This window comes from Pseudoalteromonas sp. DL2-H2.2 (genome assembly GCF_021532535.1).
GTDB lineage: Bacteria > Pseudomonadota > Gammaproteobacteria > Enterobacterales > Alteromonadaceae > Pseudoalteromonas > Pseudoalteromonas rubra_A.
Genome location: NZ_JAKGBD010000006.1, coordinates 226,659 through 248,605, shown reverse-complemented (window position 1 = coordinate 248,605; position 21,947 = coordinate 226,659). Strand labels below are relative to the sequence as shown.

Below are 21,947 nucleotides of genomic sequence, written 5' to 3'. Positions count from 1 at the left end.
GCCATTTATTAGCGTGGAGTCATGTGAATTTTAACCTTTCTGGCGCTAATAAAAAGCCTTTTCGACGAAAACATTATAGCCTTTTCAGCCGGTTGGTCAGATATTCACTAAATATAGATATAAATGGCCGAAACCGGCCATTTATAAGCACTTTTATTCACACTTTTTTTTCTGGTCTGTCCAGATTAAGGTTCCTATTGCAGGTAATAATAAAACGGCACCCAACATATTAACCAGGAACATAAAGGTTAATAATATCCCCATATCGACCTGGAATTTGAGTGCGGAGAAAATCCAGGTACTGACACCGATGGCCAAAGTGATGCCGGTAAACAGCACCGCACTGCCACGCTCGGCCAACGCATTACGATACGCATAGGCCAGTGGGACCCCCTGTTTCAGCTGAGTCATCATCGAAGACAGAATATAGATGCCATAATCCACACCGATACCTACCCCCAGCGCAATCACTGGCAGGGTCGATACTGTCAGGCCAATTTCCAGTTTTACCATCAGCGCTTGCGCCAGCGTTGAGACGATATATAGCGGCAATACCACGGCGATGGTGGCACGCACACTTCTGAAGCTAATCAGACACAACACAATCACAGCACCATATACATAAATCATCATCGGCAGCTGCGCTGCCGAGACCGATTCGTTGGTGGCAGCCATTACACCAATAGGACCCGATGCCAGTTTGAACTGCACCTGATCTGTGCCCTCTTCTTCTGCAAACGCCTTAATTTGCGATACCACATTATCTATGGTTTGCGCCTTGTGATCGGCCATAAAGATGATAATCGGCATCACAGAGCAGTCACCATTTAACAAGCCCGTGCTGGTTTCAACCCGGGATGTGGCCTGAACCAGTGACGCACTGTTGCGCGGCAAGGTTTGCCACTTCAGGTTGCCTTCGTTGTATCCCGCATTCACAGATTGCGCAACGGAGCTCAGTGAAACAGCAGACTGGACACCGGGCAAGTTCTCAACGCGCCACTGGAAGCGACTGATCCTGTCCATCGTGTCATGCTCCGTACACGCAGCCGGATAGGCTTCCACCAATACTTTGAGGATATCCGAAGAAATAGCGTAACGGTCTGAGATCAGGAAGGTATCCTGATTGTAGCGCGCATCTTCATGTAGCGCTGGTGCCCCTGCATGCAGATCACCAATTTGCATATGTTGCGACTGCCAGTATCCCAGGCCAAATAAAACGGCACTCACCAGCAGGATAACCCGGGCAACACGCTTATCCGTGGTTTTCACCAAGGTTTCTCGCATCGAGGTGAATAGCTTGTGGCTGAAAGAATTACCATCGTCAACACGGTGAATTTTGCTGGAGTTATAGTAAGAAGCCAGTACGGGCAACAAGATCAGGTTAGTGAAGATAATCACAGCAACACCTAAACTCGCTGTGATCGCCAGCTCACGGATAATGCCAATATCAATGGCAAGTAAAGTCAAAAAGCCTACGGTGTCGGATAACAGCGCAATACCACCCGGTATTAGCAGGGCTTTAAAGCTTGCTTCTGCCGCCACTTTACTGCTCACGCCTTCCGCCACTTTTTTACCGATCGCATTAATCATCTGCACACCATGGCTCACACCAATGGCAAAGACCAAAAATGGCACCAGGATCGACATAGGATCTAAGCCAAAACCTAGTACGGTGAGCAAGCCCATTTGCCAGACAACGGCAATCAAAGAGCACATGATTGGCAAAAGTGTCAGCTTAAAACTTTTACAGAATAACCACACCATGATGAAGGTGAATAAAATTGCTACCGCAAAAAATAGCACAACGCCTTTGGCACCATCGGCAATATCACCGGCCATTTTGGCAAAGCCGATAATATGAATAGATACTTTGTCTGTGCTCAGTGGCTCACGAATTTCACTTTCAAGCTTTTTAGCAAATGCCAGTGTATCGAGCTTTTCCTGCGTTTGCGGATCCGTTTCCATAAGTTGAGCTGTAACCATGGCACACGAATAATCACTGGCTACCATACGGCCAACCACTTTCGCTTTTTCGATGTTTTGCTTTACCACGGCCAAACCAGCTTCGTCAGCCGTGAAATTTGCCGGAATAATGGGACCGCCGGCAAAGCCGTCTTCAACAACCTCTACAAACCGTGCGCTGGGTGCAAAAATCGAGTTAACCAGTGGGCGATTGACCCCCGGAATAAAATACAGCTGGTCGTGAACGGCTTTCAGCTGAGTAAAAAATTCAGGATTAAAAATATCTCCGTCGGCATCACACACAGAGATCAGAATACTGTTCGCACCACCAAACTGCTTTTCATGCTTCAGGTAAACCTGCATATATTCATGGTTGAGCGGAATATTTTTATTGAAAGAGGCATCAAGCTGGATCTGCGTCGCGCGAAAGCCTAAAAACAGCGTTGCGACAATGAAGAACAAGATCATCGCAACACGATGCCGGAAAACGACGTAAACAAGTTGGTTTAACAATGACTGCATTAGTGTTTCGCCTCTTCTATCTGGATCCCTTGTTCCGTTGCCAATATCAAGTTTCCTTCAAACAACACACCGGCCATGATGGACTTGCCATTTTTAAGCTGTTTAGTAGACAGACCTGTTTCATTTCTGGTGTGAATAACGCCACTGTTTGCAAACAGATATTGCTGTTTATTCACACTCATTACATGGTTAATCGTGGCAGTTTTAGTGAGCGAAAGGCGCTGAAATTGAGACAGATCCGAGTTGGAAACAAACGCATTGCCGCGTAGCCCTGCTGCAACCACCCTGCCATCCGCGGTTTTATTAACTGAGAACAAAGAACCGGCATAAAATGCGGGTAACTTGCGCCAGCTCTTTCCTGCATCATCACTGATAGCGAATAAACCCATTTCACCGGCCAGCAGATATTGCGAGCCATCAATCAGCAACGCATTGAAGTGAGGCAAAATAAACGCGGTTTCATCTTCATAAGCTGCCGGATCATCTTCTTTGAGTTCGGCAAGATAAGTGACGTCATCCGGGTGAACAAAGGCATCAATAAACCGTTTAGTCCATTTTTTACCGCCGTCAGTGGTTTCATACATCATTCCGTAAGCACCAACAGCATAGCCGGTTTGTTCATCGGCAAAGGTAATATCAAGACAAGGTTTTTCAATATCTGGTAAATGTTGCTGGATCTGCCAGCTTTGACCACCGTCTTCGGTGTTCAGAATTGTTGCGTCGTGGCCACATGCCCAGCCTTTTTTTTCGCTGGCAAAGGTCACTGCGGTCAGTAAACTTTGCACCGGCACTGTGGCTTGCTGCCAACTTTTACCATCTTTGCTGGTTACTATGGTGCCATGCTTACCAACCGCAACCAATTGCTGACCTGTGTAACTGATATCTGTCAATAGTGTACGCTGTGGGTGTGCCACCATTAATGCATCAGAAGCTGCGGCTACTGCATCACTTTGCATTGCCATCACTGCAATCGTGGTTGCGACTAACTTCTTAATCATGATGAATACTCGATAAATTTAGTGTGAGAGAGAATAGGAAGAGCAGGTTCAGGGGCTACAAAAGCAGCCCCTGAGAAGTTGTGCTGTGCCGGCACTAACCGGCCACTGTGCTTATCGTCTACCCTCGCGGCGTAACGCGCTTTGTGTAAACTCATTGTCCTGGAAAGACTGGCTGAAATCATACATGCTTTCTTCGTTGTCCAGGCCAATAGCCAGGTAACGACGAGAGTTCAGATCATGATACACGTCTAGCGTACTCCAGTGGGTAGGTACCTCATAGTAGTTCAGACCATGAGCCATCGCCACACGATACATCTGGTCGCGGTTATCATACAAGTCAGCAATGTGGATCTGCCAGCTGTCTTCGTCGATGTAGAATACACGCTTCTTATAGATGTGGCGTGTGCCCTCTTTCAGATTCGCTTCAACCACCCAAACACGGTGCTTTTCATAACGAACATGCTCAGGGTTTACATGACCGGCCATCAGAATATCGTCATACTTTAGCTTATCACTGTGCAGCTTGTAGCTGTTGTATGGGATGTACAGCTCCTGCTTGCCTTTAAGCGTCCAGTTGTAACGGTTAGGTGAGCCGTTAAACATATCGAAATCATCGGTAGTACGTAGGCTGTCTGATGCTGTTCCCGGTGCATCGTAAGCTACGTTTGGTGCACGACGGACACGACGCTGACCCGTGTTGTAAGTCCATGCCTGACGAGGGGTCAGGATCTGGTCCATGGTTTCATGGACCAACAGAGCAGTACCCGCAAGACGCGCAGGTTCTGTTACCTTCTGCTTGAACTTGAACAGTACGTTAGACTCTTTTAGTTCAGCCGGTGTCGCATCTGGATCAGAATATTTTACCAACAGTTTCTCATCGAATCCGATGATGTTGTAAGACCCTGAAGCCGTAGGCATTGCCTGCCCGCCGAAACGCGCGATAGACAAACCACGATAACGCAACAGGTGGTTCCAGATTGCCTCTAAACCATTTTTAGGAATAGGGAAAGGAATACCAATGGCGGTGTCTTTGATGCCGTTACCATCTTCGATCAGCTGTGCTGTTGCTGCATACTTTTTGGTTGCATCGTAAACAAACTGAGGATAGGCAGCACTACGTCGAGTTGGGTAGATGTGCATCTTAAAGGTATCCGGGTAAGTCTCGAACAAGGCCACCTGTCCCGGGCTCAGCTTATCTTTATGCTTGTCGAGATTGGTTTTATCAATCGTGAACAAAATTTTGTCATCGGCGTATGGATCTGGGTGGTGCATGCCCACTTTATATCCCGCAGGCGGCTTAGTGATACCCCCTGTCCACGCAGGGATACTGCCGTCGGCATTACCCGCTTTTTCTGCGCCGATTGGCGTCAGGTCGGCGCCCAAGCGCGCTATTTCTTCTGGGGACATTTTCGCAAATGCACCCGGTGCTGCCATCATAGTTATAATTGTTGCAGCAAGCATAGTAGGTTTTCTAAACATATTGAAAGCCCTTAGATTGAATACTTGATATTAAATGAAACGAAGTCACGATCTGAGAATGTGTTGGTCTTGCCACCACCCCAGAATGCGTTATAGCCGAAGTCAAATGACCAGGCATTTTGGTAGTTAAAGTTCAGGGTCAGACCAACTGACTTACGATCCTCGACAAACAAGAACATAGGATCAGGTGTTATACCATTCACGTCGTGAGAGAACACGATGCGAGGTGACATATTCACGCCTGCAAACAGGTTATTGTATTCACCCTTAGCAATTAAACGATAACCCCATGCAGAAGCCGTTGGGAACGGGTTCTCTTCAGGACCATTAGAAATTGCCATATGCAGCAGATCGTAGCTTTGACCGTTAACACCTTCAATGGTACCGCTTCGGCCAGTACCTGCTACGTTTAAACGTAGTTCATCGTAACTTGGCATGTCTTTGATGGTTACACCACCGACTTCACCAACCAATGCCCAGCTGTCTGCACCTAAAGAAGGGCCAAACAGATGTGTAGCGGTAAACTGTAGCTGCATCGTGTCTTTCAGAACATAGCCTTGTGCGATTTCACCCGGTTTTACGTAAGCAACGTCGTCGCCCTGGCTCAACTGAGACAGACCCGCAACATCAGTACGAATACCAGCTAACGCCAGCTGTTCCAACATACCTGCATAAAGCAATTCTACGTCGTCAATTTGCAGCGGCTCATCTTCGCGATAAGCAAATTCACCTGAGAAAGCCGTTTCGCCAATGGCGGTATTGAAGCTCAGGCCATACAGCTTAATGTCTTCTGGATACTCAATCAGGCCTTGCGTAAATGCGTTGAGGTTAGTGAAGTTTTCTTCGTTAAGCGTGTTGTTCTGAATATAGTTCAGATCAGCGGCAATGGCATCGCTGGTAAAGTTAGAGGCTTTACCTGAGATCAGAGGGCGGCGCGCATGGTAATTAATGTAATATAGCGCAAACTCAGTATCGTTAAGCTCCGGGGCGAACATGCCCAGGCGAATACCAAACTGACCGCCATCTTGCGGCTCTTTCTTACCGTTATGGCCCTTGCCTTTCAAAGCCACTTTAGTCGGGTAAGCCAGATACATCGAAGTTAGCTGCGATACAGCCGCTTCGCTTTGTAATACGTTCGGATCGGTTACGTCCAGGCCCTGAGCTGCCAACGCCCCCATCCAGTTAGCATGCAGGCTATTAAGCGCTTCAGTCAGGTGTGCCAGGTCAATATCCGGGTTTGCGGTAAAGCCAAGCTGAATGTTCTGGTTATAGCCATTCTCTGACGCGAAGTCGTTAGTAGAGAAATAGCTACCTGTCGCAGGAAGGCGAGTCTCGTGCCATTCGTACTGATAGAAGGCTTCCAATGTCACGTTGTCAGTCAAGCCAAGTGAGGCCCAGAACATGCCAACCGGGATAAAGGCTTCTTTAAGTTCAGCACCTGGTGCTTTCAGGCGGTCGATATCAACCGGGTTAACGTTTATCCCGTGGCTGATAAGCGTACTTTCACCCCAGTTAACAACCTGACGACCCAGTCTTACTGCCAATGGGTTTTTACCATCATTGATGTCAAAATCAGCCCAAACGAACGCATCTAACAGGCGCAAGTCTGAACATGCTTGCTCCTTAGTCTTGTCGTCTGCACAGGGGTCTACTTTTTGACCTGATACCGGGTTGGTGTATGCGAAATCACCGTCTTCCATTGCAAAGTCTTTGAAGTACATGAAGCGAGAGAAGAAACCATAGTTGTCCTTCGTAATGCCAAGTTCATGCGTTCCTTTAAGCAACTGAGAAAAAGTGTCACCTGAATCGAAGTTCAGATCGCCGGCGTCACCGTTATTCGAGTATGCACCCTGCTGAGACCAGATCTGAGATGATGAGTAGATGGTGTTGCCAAGTGACGCGTTATAACCCGTCCAGTTATAACGTGGGTGATTACTTTTACCAATGTGATCAAAATCACGGTCTTCTACACGAATGCTCTGACCGTAAGAAAACGTGGAATCAAAGGTTACATCAAAATCACCAACTTGGAACGTGGCGGCTTGCGCAGCAGTGCCAGCGACACCAAGACATGCAGCGCTCAGGCCCAGCATTATCTTGTTCTTCACAAAGCGCGATGTTTTTATCATTATTTCTCCCCCCTTTGGCGGGTAATTCTTATCAAGTTATTGTTTTTTGTTGTCGTAACGATAGAAGCGATAGCTTTAAATTACAAATAATACGCGTCTGATCGGTGCATTTTTATCTCATTGGAGCGCATTTCACTCATGGTAAGACGTCCTACCAGAGTAGTTATAACACGTAATTTAAGTTTAAAACAAACCGATTTAACAAAAATACATTGTGTCTCGTCGCATAATTGTCATCAAACTACTTTTTCTAACGCTACGAAGCGGTTATTTTCATCAAGCAATAAACGGAAGCGCCCTCGGACCCCTAAAGTTGAAACATGGCGTCTGATATGATGCGCCGGGAAGCGAATTCGCTTCCCGCCATCTTCGACAACCTGGATAAACTCGACATGTCCGTGGTAATACGCCATACACTGTTCATGGCTCAAATCCATGTAAAAGTAATACTCTTGCATTCTGTATATAATAACCTTTACACATTACAGCCAGAGGCCCTGTTAATTCAGCGCCTTGTCAATTTTTTCGTACAAATCGTCACTCAGTTCAGGCAATCTCGCCAGCTTCTCTAATTGCGCTTTCATCAGGCCTTGACGGGTTTCATCAAAGCGTTTGAACGACAACAAAGGCGTGATGATCCGCGAGGCGTTTTGCGGGTTGACCTGGTTTAATTCGGCTATCAAATCACCCAATAATGCGTAGCCCTGCCCGTCGTCACGATGGAAATGAAGCGGATTGCTGCGAGTGAATGCGCCAATGAGTGCCCTAACTCGGTTTGGATTCGCTTTGTCGAAACAGGGGTGGCTGTACAGAGACAAAATGTTGTCTAAGCAGTTATCGTCGCGCCGGCTGGCTTGCAGTGCAAACCACTTGTCCATTACCAGCAGATCGGATTGCCACTGCTTGTCAAAATCATCTAGTAACAACTGGGTCAGCACATGATCCGCATTAACTGCGGCCCTGATCGCACCTAGTTTTAGCGTCATGTTGTGGCTTTCACTTTGTTCCTGGATCCAGCCTTGGATCTGGGAGTCCGATACCAGTGCGAGATAAAACAGACATTTATTTTTCATTGTTCGAGTAGCGACCGCGGCGCTGTTCAGGCTGCCATCATCATTGAGCTGTTCATAGGTTGCACACCAGACTGGCTTAAGCTTCTGTGCTATCTGATACTCTATAGTCGAAATCGCCTGGTGCAGCGGCTCAACTGGCACTGTGTTGTAATCAGCACTGAGGGCATCAAAGCCTGGCACGGTAAATTGCTCCGCCAGAATCGACAGATCTCCGCTTAAGTCGTCAAGCAACATACTCAGCGCGTGAGTCAAGCTTTCGGTTAGGCGATATTCAGCAAATGCCTGTGTGTTGACCAGTGATCTAATCTCGGCTCTATATAGCTGCTGAATGGCTTCCCAGCGCGCGTAATCACTGCTTGCAAACTTAGCAATGTGAAGCAACTGATGCTGTTTATAATCGTAGTGCAGTGTACAGGGAGCCGAAAAGTCCTCCAGCAATACGATCACAGGCTCATCTTTTAATCCCGCAAAAACAAAGCTTTGTTGTTTCTCTGTCAACTCAATGACTTTGCCTTGTTTGGCAGTTGATTCAGGAATTGCAATCACCTGCCCTTGCTGGTCTAACAGTTCAATCGCCACTGGAACATGCAGTGGCGCTTCAACAGGATCATTGTCTGCATGGCTTTGCGCCAGATGCAGGGTAAACTCCCCCTGCTGCGCATCATAGCTCGTTCGTGCACTGATTTTCGGGGTACCGACTTGATTGTACCAGAGCTTAAATTGGCTTAAGTCTTTACCATTGGCATCACTCATGGCAGCAACAAAGTCATCGCAGGTAACTGCCTGGCCATCATGACGTTCGAAATACAGCTTCATGCCCTTTTGGAAACCCGCCTCTCCCAGAATGGTATGCATCATACGGATCACTTCAGCGCCTTTGTTGTAGACAGTCACCGTATAGAAGTTATTCATTTCTATCACTTGTTGGGGGCGAATTGGGTGTGCCATTGGCCCGGCATCTTCTGCAAACTGGTGGGTACGAACCGTATTCACCGCATCGATCCGGTTTAATGCGCGAGAGCCCAAGTCGCTGCTGAATTCCTGATCACGAAATACCGTCAGGCCCTCTTTGAGGCTCAGCTGGAACCAGTCGCGACAGGTCACACGATTACCTGTCCAGTTATGGAAATATTCATGTCCAACAATCGACTCAATCACGTGAAAATCTCTGTCGGTCGCGGTTTCCTGATTGGCCAGTACGCAAGCACTGTTAAACACATTGAGGCCTTTGTTTTCCATCGCCCCCATGTTGAAAAAGTCCACAGCAACTATCATGTAAATATCGAGATCGTACTCCAGGTCAAAGCGCGCTTCGTCCCACGCCATGGCCTTCTTCAAAGACGTCATCGCGTGCGGTGCTTTGCTCAGATTACCTTTATCAACGAAGAGTTGCAGGTCGACTTGGCGGCCTGAGCGGGTTTCAAACTTATCAGACAGCACATCAAAGTCGCCGGCGACCAGCGCAAATAAATACGATGGCTTTTTAAAAGGGTCTTCCCAGCATACGTAATGGCGGCCATCATCCAGCTCACCACTATCGACCTTATTACCGTTAGAGAGCAAATAAGGCATTTCTTTGGGCCCGACTATCTTGACCTGATAGGTCGTCAGTACATCCGGTCTATCCAGGAAATAGGTAATTTTCCGAAACCCTTCAGCCTCGCACTGGGTACAGTACGCCCCATCTGACAGATATAAACCTTCAAGAGAGGTATTGGTGCCGGGTGAAATGGTATTGACGATTTCAATTTCAGCGCGCGGACTCAGCCCATGTAACTCAAGACCTGTATCATGTAGTGTGTAGTCTGAATGGTTTTGTCCATTCACTTTCACAGAGTTCAGTGTCAACTCTACACCGTCAAGCATCACAGACTTTGCACCACTTTGCGCCGTCAATGTAAAACGCGCAGTTACCTGAGTATTTTGTGGATCCAGTTCGAATGTTAAGGAGAGGTTTTCAACTGCATGAGTGGGAGGCTGATAATCATGCAGGTATTTAGCCTGGGGTTTTGAGGTCATGACAATTCCTATTATCAAATTCATTTGCAGATGTCAGTGTGGTTCGACTGAGCAAAATGAAAAAATGAGTGCAAATCAATATCTTTATTGTAGAACGACCCGCGCTAAGGACAAAGGGATTTATGGCTAGGAGACAGGTAAAAACGCCCCATTTTTAATGAGGCGCTTTAGTTTCATTCAGATTAAACGCTTAGGGCGCTTCGGAAGCCGGTGTGCCCTGCTGCATTGTTTTGGGCTTGATTTTCAAAATCTTAATACCCAGGTAAGCGTATACAATCGCCAGGAACGGGTTGATCAGGTTAAAGAAAGCATAAACGGCATAATCAAGTGGGTTAATCAGCAGTACGCTTTGCATATAGGCACCACAAGTATTCCAGGGAATCAGAGGACTGGTGATTGTCCCTCCGTCTTCCAGCGTTCTGGATAAGTTCACGCTTCTCAAGCCACGTTGCTTATATTCTTCTTTGAACATACGGCCTGGTACCACAATGGCGATATACTGATCTGCCGCAACCAAGTTAGTACCAAAACAAGTCGCAACCGTAGAGGCAATAAGAGAGCCTGTGCTCTTTGCCACTTTGAGAATGCTCTTAACAAACAGTTCAAGCAGTCCCGTTTTTTCCATAATGGCGCCAAACATCAACGCCGTCATGACCAGCCAGGTTGTTGTCAGCATGCTGGACATACCGCCGCCACTGAGCAGGTCATCCATTTTGGCGTTACCCGTTTCAAGACTGAACCCGTCAAAGAAGGTTGCCCAAACCAGTTTGAAATGACTCACCAGCACACCCTCGTCTGGGTTCACCTGACTCGCTATCAAATCTCCCTGGAACAGCAACGCCCAAATCGCGCCAATGACGGCGCCGATTGAAATAGCCGGAAAAGCAGGCATTTTTTTAATCGCAAGACCTAATAAAATAGCCAGCGGCACCAGGTTAATGATGCTGATGTTGAAGTTACTTTGCAAGATAGTGGCAATTTCATCAATTTTGCTTGATTCACTCGACACATCCGCGTTGAATCCCATAAAGATAAAAATTATCAAAGCAATGACAAAGCTTGGGACTGTGGTCCACAGCATGTGCTGAATATGCTCAAACAGATCACTGCCTGCCACTGCTGGCGCCAGATTGGTCGTTTCTGAAAGTGGCGAAAGTTTGTCGCCAAAGTAAGCACCCGAGATCACCGCGCCGGCCGTGACAACCGGGTCGAGCCCCAGGCCATTGGCGACGCCTAATAGGGCAACACCTATGGTTGCAGCCGTAGTCCAGGAGCTACCGATACTCATGGCAACTATGCCACAGATCAAACAGCCTGCAGCATAGAACCAGGAGGGATGAATGATCTGTAAGCCATAATAGATCAGGGTTGGCACCGTAGCAGACAACAGCCAGGTCCCGATCAAAGCCCCCACCATCAGCAGGATCAGGATTGCCCCTAAAGAAATCGTGATCCCTTTGATCATGGCTTCTTCAAGCGTTTTCCAGGTAAAACCATTTTTTAGGCCAATTAATGCGGCCGTAAAGGTCGCAAACAGCAGGGCTATCTGGTTCGGCCCTGAAGAAGAGTTATCACCGTACAGGTATACAGCAGCGCCTAACAGGCTGACTAGTACCACAATTGGAATAAAGGCATCCAGATAGGATGCTTGCTTTTGTTGTCTCAAACCAGAATACTCCTTCGCACTTAATGGAGTGCTTTATTATTATCTCTGCCGGGTCAGTTCAATGGTTAAGCACAACACCTGAACCTGCGCCCAAGACAGCGCCAGACAGTTTCTTGCCTGACTATTTTTAATATTGCAGCTGTCAATAATAACAAATTTCCCACGCACTGGTAACGAAAAAAGGCGCTCAATGCGCCTTTTCATCGTTTAGCCTGCTGTAAACCTGGCTTTATACCAGCTGCTCAATCACCTGTATTGTTCTTGGCCAGGCGACCATAGTTAATCAAATCTTGTGTGATCAACGCCGCTTCTTCCAGGTAAGGGTCCAGCTCTGCGATGATATCTGGTACATCGTCCAGGTCTTTCACCGGCTCCTGACCTAAGCGCTTAAGACGCTCATTGGTACGCTTCAGTGCACGCTCGTCACGCTCTTCACGTTCTTTGGTACGCTCTGCTTCAACCAGCGAAATCGCAATGTCGTCTTTCTGTTCTTTGTATCGCGCAATGTCATCATAAACGTATGCAAACTCAGGCTCTTTTGCAATACGAAGCCCATGTCGCTCGCTCAGATACTTAATCGTAGGGCTCAGGTCATCTAACTGGCGATATTTGGCTCTTACAATGCTATCCCATGGTAACGCATTATCTTCCTGGCTCTCACCCCACTCTGCCGGGTCAACCGCAGAAGGCAGTAAAATATCCGGAATAACGCCCTTGTTCTGGGTGCTACCACCGTCGATTCGATAGAATTTAGCAATGGTGTAGGTAATGCTGCCAAGTGCGTTATCAAACAGATCATAAGTTTTTCTGAGGCCACGGTGTTGCTGTACCGTACCTTTACCAAACGTTTGCTCCCCGATCACCACTGCACGACCATAATCCTGCATTGCCGCAGCAAAAATCTCTGATGCAGATGCACTGTAACGGTCAACCAATACAGTTAGCGGGCCGTCGTAATAAGTCACCCCGTCACTGTCTTTTTGTGCTTCAACGCGGTTGTATGCAGTGTGGATCTGCACTATCGGGCCTTTATCGATAAATAACCCAGACAGCTGAGTGGCTTCATACAATGAGCCGCCACCGTTTTGTCTGAGATCGATGATAATACCATCCACCTTTTGTTCTTTGAGCTTTTCCAGCTCCTTTTTCACATCTTTCGACAAGTTGTTATAGAAGCTGGGGATTTCAATCACACCGACTTTGCTGGTGAGATCTGAATATTTGGCTTCAAAAACCTCCGACTTCGCAGCTCTGTCTTCAAGACGGATTTTATCCCGCACGATTTCCACCACTTTGGGTGTACCATGGGTGTCACTGCCTTTAAGATACTGAAGCCGTACTTTGGTCCCTTTAGGGCCTTTAATGAGGTCGACAACGTCATCGAGACGCCAGCCAATCACATCAACAAACTCTTCCCCTTCCTGCGCCACGCCTACAATGCGGTCATCCGGTTTGATTTTTTCTGTTTTGTCGGCAGGGCCGCCAGGAACCAGACTGCGAATAATCGTGTAGTCTTCGTCATAACTCAACACGGCGCCTATGCCTTCCAGCTCAAGCTCCATGTCCATTTTAAATTGCTCAGCACGACGGGGCGATAAGTAAGAAGTATGCGCTTCGATGCTGCGCGCAAAGGCATTCATCACAATCTGAAATGCATCTTCGTTATTGGTTTGTACCAAACGTTTGATGGTGTTCTTATAGCGCTTGGTCAGCACTTCTTTGATGCCTGCCCAGTCTTTGCCTGTGAGTTTTAACCGCAGAGCGTCGGACTTAACGCGTTGACGCCAATACTCATCCAGCTCGGCTTGAGTGCTGGCAAATTGCATCTCTTCTCTGTCAAATACAAACTCGTCCGGTTTATCAAACTTCATTTCTGTATCTAACAGAGAAATAGCATAGTTAAAGCGCTCGTAGCGACGTTGCATACTGACGTTGAACATATCAAAGGCAAAATCGAGTTTGCCTTTTTTCAATGCATCGTCAAATTGCTTTCTGTAATTCGCAAACTTGTCGATGTCTGACTGAAGAAACAGTGACTTGTTATAATCGAGATTCTCGATATAACGGTCAAAAATTTGCTCAGACAGCGCATCGTCGAGTTTAAAGCGCTTGTAGTGCTCACGAGTAAATTTACTGGTTACCCTTTTGGTTGCCGTCGCATGCTGGATTTCAGGCTCCAGTACAGGAATGTCTTTTTCCGTGACAGTCTGTGTTGCAGCTGAACACACGCCAGACACAAACAGTGCGATTGCACCAACTAAAGGTAACTTATTACTCATACACTACTCCTTAAAGAATAAACAGGCTTTCAGCTTTTGTTTTAACTTGCATACCTGTCACCAATTCAACATGAACTTCATCTTTGTTGACTTCAGTGATGGTTGCATTAACTAAGGCCTGTCCCAACTTTACTTTAACCTTATTATTTACCTTGACCTCATTTGCCGGCAGAGGTTCAACTTTACCTGAGCTACGACGTTGCTGTTGCTCTGGCTTAGCATTAACTTTAGCGTTTTTATTGCCGTGACGGTGCTTGTTCTCACCGCGAGATTTGTAAGATTTTGTGTCACCGTCGCGACGGCGCTCACCACGACCATCTTGTCTTGGACGTTGCGGCTTCTTACGTTTAGCCATTTTAGCACGTGACTCTTCCAGTGCTTTTTGCGCATGTTCTACATGTTCCTGCTCAACTTTCTCGGCATCATTACCGTCCAAGTCAACACGAAATTCATTGTTAATTACGGCTTCTAAATAACGCCACGAAGAAGTGTACTTGCGCAGCGCCTGACGAACCTGAGTCTTACTGACTTTTTCAGATCCTTCGATTCTGGCGGCAATATCTTTGAAGATACCGACCTTAAGCGGTTTAATACCGTCTTTTTGTTTAAAACACTGAGGAAACTCGGCATATAAAAAGTCGAGAACCTCTTTGATATCTTTTAGCTTGTTTGTGGTTTCCATGTCTAAACCTATAGTTCAATATTATCATCAAGAGATGACTGAATGTAGTGTGTAACCCAGTCAACGAGTTCATCATACTCGGCTTCAACAAGTGCTAAATCGCCGCGCAGATGTTCCCATATTCCATTTATAATTAAATCAATTTGCTCGCACGCCAGATCGTCAGGTATTTGCTCCCAGGCTACGTGGATAAGCTCATTCAACGTTTCTGCGACACGCTCTTCGTCCCCTTCCCAGTCTCCGACATCGAAGTTTGAAAACAGGTAATCCTGAACGTTGAGTAATTCTTTCATTTACAATGTACCTTCAAAGCATTTAACCAGTGCTTCCAGGCCTATTTTATCTTCATCGTCAAACCTTGCCAAACTCGGGCTATCGATATCCAGCACGGCAAATAATTCACCATTTCTCATCACAGGGATGACGATTTCGGAGTTTGATGCAGCATCGCAGGCAATATGACCATCAAAGCTGTGCACATCCTCGACGAGTTGAGTGGTTAACTCAGCGGCCGCAGTGCCACATACGCCTTTGCCAAGCGGAATTCGAATGCAGGCAGGATTGCCCTGGAAAGGACCTAATACGAGCTCATCTTTACCATCTAAAAGATAAAAGCCAGCCCAGTTTATGTCTTCCAATGAGGTAAATAACAGGGCGCTGAGGTTTGCCATATTGGCGATGTAATTGTGCTCATCACCAATCAGGGCCTGAGCTTGTAGGCTGAGAGTATCGTAGAACTTTTTCTTCTGCATTGCGGTCATTCAACAAATTTACATAAGAAGTAAAGGTACTCTTTCGTGCAGCTAAATGAAACCTTTTAGACAGAAAAACTATTAAATTAGTGTAAAACACCACCGAGCTGTATAAAAAGCCATCACACCCTATGCGCATTGCGACGCAAACTGAACAAAAACAGCCCTGCTCCCAGTGCCGCCATCACCGCATTGATAATAAAAACCATGCCGGAACTGGCAACGAACAAAAAGCTAAACAGCGCTCCGCCGAGCATGCCAGCCGTCAAAATGCCTGAATAACTTAGCTTGTTATAGCGCAGCAGCAATAAATAGGCTGGTAAAACAAAAAATGCCATGGATAACCCAACAATATGAGCATTCGCCACCGCCGTCATCAGTATTTGAAACAGCACTTTGCTCTGGCCACTTATCAACGCGTAATAGCTGCCCAGCACAAGCCCAATGATGAGCGGAGACAGTAACGAATACCCCACAGCTTTAGCTACTTGTCTTTTGATCATCTCTTTCACCTTTTCACACTTTGCTTAAACATGCTCAGTGTTAACGGCAAACGCATGTATCACAAGTCAACTTTGGTCTAATAGGTTTAAACAACCATAAACCATAACAACATGCTCAGCAGCACAGCAAACAACACACCCGGCGTCACCGCAAAGCGTATGGTGGCAGTGGCTATGCCTATCAGCCGGGCTTGCCTTTGTAAAACCCGCTGAGGCAGCTGCCAGGAGGTACTCTTTAATTCACCCTTCAGCAATTGCAAACCATCTGCCGTTGTATCTGCGCCAAGACGCACCAGTGTGCCAGCCTCCACATAGGCAAGATTGATATCACCAGGTGGCAGCGGCTCCATGTTATTAACAAAGGGACGTGTTGCGAGGTACAGCCCAAGCCCAAGTAACACTGGCCATGCACTCCCCCATACACTCGCCAAGGCAAGTTGCGTAGACCATGCCGCCTCAGCCTGAGGGATTAGGTAACTCATAACTAAAACCAGGACCAGCAATAGCGCATATGCGCCTAACTGAAGTCTATCCGGCTGACTCTTTGTAGCGTTTGAGCGCTTTTGCCCAATCAATTGTAAGAATCGCATCATCAGCCAGGTGGTACCGACTGCGGTTAATGGCAATACAGTGCCCATAAGCAGATCCCGCCCGACCACATCTTTTAGCGCCACCTTGGCAACCGCGCCACTGGTCAACGGCAACCCGGCCAGCGCAGCAGCAGGCAGCGCTACTGCCACCCAAAACAGCCAGGGATACTTCTGCCATGCCAGGGTGCTATTCATCCCTGCAAAAAGGAACAGCGCCGCTTTAGCCAGTCCGTGGTGCACTGCGTATAATACTACCGCTGGCAACAGCACAGACCATATCTCGGGATATTTGAGCCCCGCACCAACTGCGGCTATCAAGATACCCATCTGGCTCATGGTTGAGTAAGCAAGTAAAGCTTTGGGGTTTTCCTGCGTCACGCCCACTAAAACACCAAAAAATGCCGCAAACAGCCCGAGCACCACGAGTACAGAGCCAAAGGTTGCAAACGCGACTTCACCAAATGGAATAAACTTCAGCCAGCCCAGCAAACCGGCTTTAACCATAATGCCGCTCAGCAACGCACTGGCAGCAACGGGAGCAACCGGGTGCGCCAATGGCAGCCACACATGCAGGCCAAACAACCCTGCTTTTATGCCAAACCCGGCAAGCAAAAACCCAATTGCCCAGGCCGGGTAAGCCTGCTCAGGATTACCTGCTGAGGACGGATCAATTGAGCCAAAAGCGAGACCAGCCAAAGCGGTAAACAGCAACAACTCTCCCAGCACAGCCCATTGCATATAAGACTTACCGGCCTGATGTGCCTCCTCTGTGTCAAAGTGCACAACCAGGCCATACGAGGCCAGACTCATCAAAGTAAAGAAACTGATAAAACCTGACATGTCCTCGGCAAGTATAAGCCCAAAGTTACCGCACATGGCGAGCAGGAAAAACAGGCAAAAACGCACTTTGCGCGCATCGTCTTTGGCAAAGTTGACGGCAAAGACCGCAGCCAGAAGCCATAAGCAGGCCGCGAGCAGGAAAAAGGTCGAGGTCGTCTCATTGAGCGTCATGATACTACCAAAGAACAGCCACGGCGTGGTATTTGTGCCTTGCGATGACACGCTAAATGCCAGCAGTGCTGTAGCGGCAGACACAGGCAAAAACCAATGAGCAATTTCCTGCATCCGCTTGCGCACGAGCAGCAGCGCGCACAATATGGGCGTAATAATTGCCAGCCACATCCAGGGGACCTGTTGCGAACTTAATGCCAGTGTCGACACAAACTCACTACCATACTCCCGGGCTGCTATTAGCTTAACCCAGTTGAGTGGGCTAAACTGAGCGTCTGCAAATAAGCCAGCACTCAATGCCAGTAACGCCGTTACAATTGGCGGCAACATCAGCATCCAGTGTGTTTCAAAGCGCCCGCGCGGTTGCTCTTTGGGCCAGGGTCCCTGCTGTGGCTTAAACCAGGCGGCATACAGGATGGGCAGAAAGTAGATAGCATTAAGCAGGCTACTAATAATCAGCACCCCAAGCACCCAATACAACCCCGCCTCCAATGCACCGGTACCCAAATACCATTTGGAAATAAAGCCCGCAGCGGGCGGGATCCCTATCATCCCCAGCACCGCCAGACTGAACGCCAGCATAGTAAGCGGCATGCGCTTACCAGCACCATTCATTTGACTCACCTTAGTGACGCCAAGTGTTTCTGCAATACTACCGGCACAAAAAAACATAGTGATTTTCATCAACCCCTGGTGGACCAGGTGTGCAATCCCGCCGATTGTCGCAATCGGTCCGGCAATGGCTGTGCCCAGCGCAATATAGGACACCTGGCTGACCGTCGAATAAGCCAGCCTGCGCTTCAAATCATCCTGAAACACCGCTCGGGTCGAGCCATACACAATGGTAATAGAGGCCATAACAGCCAGTATGATGGTCAACCCCAGCTCTTGCGCAAACTCAACACCGTAAACATCATATACTACTCGCACTATGCCAAATGCGCCCGCTTTTACAACAGCAACGGCATGCAACAAGGCACTGACCGGCGCAGGTGCCGCCATGGCAGACGGTAGCCAGCCGTGCAACGGTACCAACGCCGCTTTGACACCCAGGCCTATGATGATCAAAGCAAAAATCACTTTCAGATGAAGCGGGTCCAGGTGCGGCATAGAGGCCAAAATTCCGGTTGCGGTAAAATCCAGTGAGCCCGCCAGGGCTTTAAGCCAGACAACACCGGCCAGTAGGCTGGCTCCCCCCAGCATGGTGTAAATCAGATACTTACGGCCGGCCGCCAGCGATGCTTTGTTCCCTTTATGCACAACCAGCGGATAGGTTGTCAGCGTCAGCAACTCATAGAAAATCAAAAAGGTGATCAGGTTGCCCGCAAGCGCAACACCTATGGTCGCAAATACACACAGGCTAAAGAACCCGAAAAAACGACTGCGGTTGGGGGATTGCTCCAGATAGCCGATGGCATAAATTGTGGTCAGCAACCACAGTAAACCGGATAAGGCGACAAACAGCAATGACAGCGCATCCGCATGCAGCACCAGATCCATATTAGGCAGTAAAGGTAGACGCGTTTCAAACACCTGCCCCTGATACACGCCCGAGATCATCACTAAGATCAGGGCTACACAGCTGCCAGCCCCCAAAAAGTTCAAGGTTTTTCTGAGTATGGGCTTGTCGTCACTGACAAAGAATATCGCAATGCCCGATGCCAGCGCGCTTATTAAAATCAATAAAGGCAGAGTACTTTGCCACATCATTCGCCGCCTCCTATCGTTATGAGATCAATGATCAGATCCGCGTTAAAGCCCAGCGCCATTGTACAGAGCGCAAGTGCCAAACCACTGAGCGGCATGGCAACGGGCACCTTCTGCCAGTTATCGGGGGCAACCTGCTCAGACGCCTGCTCTGGTTTAATAAATGCCAGGTCCAGGACTCTGAATATGGCCAGTGCCGCTAATAGTCCGCCGCTGAGAATGATCACGACCCACCACCACTGCCCAGTATCTATGGCAACATTAAGCAATAACCATTTAGCGATAAACCCGGCACTGGGTGGCAATCCAATTAAACTGCCACCGGCTATCGCAAACGTAAACAAGCTCAGCGGCATATACTTGGCCATGCCCTGCAACTTGGCGATATCGTCGTGCCCCAATGAATGGATGATATTGCCAGCAGCAATAAACATTGCCGCTTTGGCACAGGCATGCGCAACAATAAAGTAGCACACCGCTGCAAGTGCACTTTGATGCTGCGCAGCCAGCTGTGATGCTGATGTCCCTTCCGCGCTCATCAATAGCGGGAACAGTAGAAACAAATACCCAATCTGCGCGACAGTCGAATAGGCTACCATCAGTTTTAAGCGTGTCGCTCTGAGTGCCTGAATGCACCCCCACAGAATCGCCAGGCCCCCAAGAATACCCAGCAGCATCAATGCATCATTGGTAACGGCCGGTGCCAAAATCTCCATCCAAAATCTCACCAGCAGATAAAACGAGGCTTTGACAACCAGTGCAGACAAAATAGCGCTGACCGGTGCCGGAGCACTGCCGTGCGCATGGGGCAACCAAAAATGTAGTGGAACCAGCGCCGTTTTTAACACAAGACCTACAGTAATAAGCGCCAATGCAGCCCAGCTTAACGGGTTCGACTCAGCCTTCGAAGCAAGCTGAGCAAAGTCCAGTGTGCCGTAAAGGTGATACAACAAAGCCACAGCCATTAAATAGCAAAGCGACCCAAGCAAGCCCACCAACAGATACCGCAGCGCCGCTGTCAGGCCAGCCTTGTTACCACTCAGTGCAACCAGCGCAACCGCAGCCAGCCCGATGATCTCGAGTGTTACATACACATTGAAGATATCAGCCGATAAAAATAGCGCGTTAATCCCAGCCACCAGCAACCACCAAAGCGGCCAAAAGCGCACACGAGCAGGCGAAGCCGAAAAATAATAAACTGAATAAAAGGTCAATACAGTGACCAAGAAAGTCGTCAACGTCAGCAGCAATGCTGAAAATCCGTCCAGACTCAGTGCAATACCTAACGGCGCCTGCCAGCCAGCAAGAGGGTATCTGAATGCCGCTGTGCTCTGTAGCCCCTCAGAAGGTAGGCCTAGTAAGATTGCACAGATCACCAGCGCCAAACTCAATGCCGCAAGCAGCCCTGTCAGCACCTGCCCATGTTTGGAATTTATCAATACAGAAAAGATGGCGCCTGTCAGGGGAATAGCGACCAGCAGAGGAAGTAAAGAGGATACGTCAGATATCGGCATTAAGCGTCTTCCTCTTGCTGTTCAAGTGCGTTAATTCTTACCACCAAAGATAAAGCCATCGCAGTACCTGCAACGGCCACCACAATGCCAGTCAGCACCATCGCATGTGGCACAAAATCAGCGGCAACGCCAGATGACGCATTGGCGAGAAACACCATAAATACGCCAACGCCACAAATGTTTATTGCGAGGATCTTTTTCATCACGTGAGCAATCGCCAGCACGCCAAACAGCCCAACGCCAAATAAAACAATGCCAAAAACAGCATATAACATCGCTTGCGTCATGAGTGCTCCTCCTTTGTTAGACCCTCGTACTTTGCACGTGGTGGTTCAACCTGCAACGCACAAAACAGCGACACTAAAATCGCCGCTATGGTTAGTGTTGCCGCGACTTCTATGACCAGAATTAACATTCCAGCCCAAGCTGGCGGGTAAGCTAATGCGATGCCGCTTGACAGGATCACAGCTGCGCCCACCAATAAAAAGACAGCCAAACCTACGACTAACAATAATCGCGCGGCTGGCGCATTAAAATTAAAACTATGATGACCGGCCAGCAGTAGTAGAATACCGGCTCCCGCCAGTAAGGCACCTGCCTGAAACGCCCCGCCAGGCAAGGCCGCACCGGTCCATAAAAGATACCCTGAGGTCACCACAATCGCGGGTAGTAACCAACGCAGAAATGCCTCCAACACAAAGCTGCGCTTGGTCGGTACCGACACACTAATAAACCGCAACTTGCTTTGCTCTGTGCTTGCAGGTACCACCGCCAGTGCCACAATCAAAAGCACTGCAACCTCAAGCAAAGTGTCGTAGCTGCGAAAGTTGAGCAACACCGCTGTAACCGGATTGTCGACGCCACTTTGTGCAAGGTTGGATGCGACGAGCGCCACAAGAGGCTGCTCAGCAGGTCCAAAGTCGATAAGCGCTTTAATCAAAAAAAGACAAGCTACGGCGATTGCCAGGACAAGCATAATCAAGACGCCGACCGGCAAACCTGCCTGTTGTTGCGTATTACGACCCAACGTCAAGTCATTAAACATAGATTACCCCTGTGGT

At 48.2% G+C, this 21,947-nt stretch carries 16 protein-coding genes; all 16 read right to left on the bottom strand.

What is annotated here, in order from left to right:
• Window positions 1–153 precede the first annotated feature (153 nt).
• A complete protein-coding gene (locus tag L1285_RS12700; RefSeq protein WP_235412619.1) occupies window positions 154–2,484 on the bottom strand; it encodes an efflux RND transporter permease subunit in 2,331 nt (776 codons plus the stop codon).
• Entirely contained in the window at window positions 2,484–3,482 is a 999-nt protein-coding gene (locus tag L1285_RS12695; RefSeq protein ID WP_235412618.1) for a WD40/YVTN/BNR-like repeat-containing protein, read from the bottom strand. The genes L1285_RS12700 and L1285_RS12695 overlap by 1 nt, the downstream gene beginning before the upstream one ends.
• Window positions 3,483–3,593: 111 nt before the next feature.
• Window positions 3,594–4,961, bottom strand: a complete 1,368-nt coding sequence (locus L1285_RS12690; RefSeq protein ID WP_235412617.1) for a DUF1329 domain-containing protein — start codon at window positions 4,959–4,961, stop codon at window positions 3,594–3,596.
• Between the two features lie 11 nt (window positions 4,962–4,972).
• A complete protein-coding gene (locus tag L1285_RS12685; RefSeq protein ID WP_235412616.1) occupies window positions 4,973–7,090 on the bottom strand; it encodes a DUF1302 domain-containing protein in 2,118 nt (705 codons plus the stop codon).
• Window positions 7,091–7,326: 236 nt separating this feature from the next.
• On the bottom strand, window positions 7,327–7,548 hold the full coding sequence (locus tag L1285_RS12680) for a DUF2835 domain-containing protein (RefSeq protein WP_235412615.1): 222 nt from the start codon (window positions 7,546–7,548) through the stop codon (window positions 7,327–7,329).
• Window positions 7,549–7,590: 42 nt separating this feature from the next.
• On the bottom strand, window positions 7,591–10,182 hold the full coding sequence (pepN, locus tag L1285_RS12675) for an aminopeptidase N (RefSeq protein ID WP_235412614.1): 2,592 nt from the start codon (window positions 10,180–10,182) through the stop codon (window positions 7,591–7,593).
• Window positions 10,183–10,372: 190 nt separating this feature from the next.
• Complete coding sequence (gene nhaC, locus L1285_RS12670) at window positions 10,373–11,848, bottom strand: Na+/H+ antiporter NhaC (RefSeq protein ID WP_235412613.1); 1,476 nt, start codon at window positions 11,846–11,848, stop codon at window positions 10,373–10,375.
• Between the two features lie 242 nt (window positions 11,849–12,090).
• Window positions 12,091–14,127 (bottom strand): carboxy terminal-processing peptidase, encoded by a 2,037-nt coding sequence (prc, locus tag L1285_RS12665; RefSeq protein WP_235412612.1) that lies wholly within the window; start codon window positions 14,125–14,127, stop codon window positions 12,091–12,093.
• Between the two features lie 10 nt (window positions 14,128–14,137).
• Complete coding sequence (proQ, locus tag L1285_RS12660; RefSeq protein WP_010386041.1) at window positions 14,138–14,809, bottom strand: RNA chaperone ProQ; 672 nt, start codon at window positions 14,807–14,809, stop codon at window positions 14,138–14,140.
• A gap of 8 nt (window positions 14,810–14,817) precedes the next feature.
• Window positions 14,818–15,102 (bottom strand): hypothetical protein, encoded by a 285-nt coding sequence (locus L1285_RS12655; protein WP_125721398.1) that lies wholly within the window; start codon window positions 15,100–15,102, stop codon window positions 14,818–14,820.
• Window positions 15,103–15,561, bottom strand: a complete 459-nt coding sequence (locus L1285_RS12650) for a GAF domain-containing protein (protein ID WP_046003322.1) — start codon at window positions 15,559–15,561, stop codon at window positions 15,103–15,105.
• A 122-nt stretch (window positions 15,562–15,683) separates the two neighbouring features.
• Window positions 15,684–16,064 (bottom strand): hypothetical protein, encoded by a 381-nt coding sequence (locus tag L1285_RS12645; protein WP_235412693.1) that lies wholly within the window; start codon window positions 16,062–16,064, stop codon window positions 15,684–15,686.
• 86 nt (window positions 16,065–16,150) lie between these two features.
• Complete coding sequence (locus L1285_RS12640) at window positions 16,151–19,375, bottom strand: complex I subunit 5 family protein (RefSeq protein ID WP_235412611.1); 3,225 nt, start codon at window positions 19,373–19,375, stop codon at window positions 16,151–16,153.
• A complete protein-coding gene (locus L1285_RS12635; RefSeq protein ID WP_235412610.1) occupies window positions 19,372–20,886 on the bottom strand; it encodes a complex I subunit 5 family protein in 1,515 nt (504 codons plus the stop codon). The genes L1285_RS12640 and L1285_RS12635 overlap by 4 nt, the downstream gene beginning before the upstream one ends.
• Complete coding sequence (locus L1285_RS12630) at window positions 20,886–21,173, bottom strand: NADH-quinone oxidoreductase subunit K (protein WP_235412609.1); 288 nt, start codon at window positions 21,171–21,173, stop codon at window positions 20,886–20,888. The genes L1285_RS12635 and L1285_RS12630 overlap by 1 nt, the downstream gene beginning before the upstream one ends.
• On the bottom strand, window positions 21,170–21,931 hold the full coding sequence (locus tag L1285_RS12625) for a Na(+)/H(+) antiporter subunit B (RefSeq protein ID WP_235412608.1): 762 nt from the start codon (window positions 21,929–21,931) through the stop codon (window positions 21,170–21,172). The genes L1285_RS12630 and L1285_RS12625 overlap by 4 nt, the downstream gene beginning before the upstream one ends.
• Between the last annotated feature and the right edge of the window lie 16 nt (window positions 21,932–21,947).

Coding starts and splice junctions, on each gene's coding strand:
- L1285_RS12685 (WP_235412616.1), bottom strand. CDS start 7,090: ATGATAAAAACATCGCGCTTTGTGAAGAACAAGATAATGCTGGGCCTG.
- L1285_RS12625 (WP_235412608.1), bottom strand. CDS start 21,931: ATGTTTAATGACTTGACGTTGGGTCGTAATACGCAACAACAGGCAGGT.
- L1285_RS12635 (WP_235412610.1), bottom strand. CDS start 20,886: ATGCCGATATCTGACGTATCCTCTTTACTTCCTCTGCTGGTCGCTATT.
- L1285_RS12690 (WP_235412617.1), bottom strand. CDS start 4,961: ATGTTTAGAAAACCTACTATGCTTGCTGCAACAATTATAACTATGATG.
- pepN (WP_235412614.1), bottom strand. CDS start 10,182: ATGACCTCAAAACCCCAGGCTAAATACCTGCATGATTATCAGCCTCCC.
- L1285_RS12655 (WP_125721398.1), bottom strand. CDS start 15,102: ATGAAAGAATTACTCAACGTTCAGGATTACCTGTTTTCAAACTTCGAT.
- L1285_RS12630 (WP_235412609.1), bottom strand. CDS start 21,173: ATGACGCAAGCGATGTTATATGCTGTTTTTGGCATTGTTTTATTTGGC.
- L1285_RS12650 (WP_046003322.1), bottom strand. CDS start 15,561: ATGCAGAAGAAAAAGTTCTACGATACTCTCAGCCTACAAGCTCAGGCC.
- prc (WP_235412612.1), bottom strand. CDS start 14,127: ATGAGTAATAAGTTACCTTTAGTTGGTGCAATCGCACTGTTTGTGTCT.
- proQ (WP_010386041.1), bottom strand. CDS start 14,809: ATGGAAACCACAAACAAGCTAAAAGATATCAAAGAGGTTCTCGACTTT.
- L1285_RS12700 (WP_235412619.1), bottom strand. CDS start 2,484: ATGCAGTCATTGTTAAACCAACTTGTTTACGTCGTTTTCCGGCATCGT.
- L1285_RS12645 (WP_235412693.1), bottom strand. CDS start 16,064: ATGATCAAAAGACAAGTAGCTAAAGCTGTGGGGTATTCGTTACTGTCT.
- L1285_RS12640 (WP_235412611.1), bottom strand. CDS start 19,375: ATGATGTGGCAAAGTACTCTGCCTTTATTGATTTTAATAAGCGCGCTG.
- L1285_RS12695 (WP_235412618.1), bottom strand. CDS start 3,482: ATGATTAAGAAGTTAGTCGCAACCACGATTGCAGTGATGGCAATGCAA.
- L1285_RS12680 (WP_235412615.1), bottom strand. CDS start 7,548: ATGCAAGAGTATTACTTTTACATGGATTTGAGCCATGAACAGTGTATG.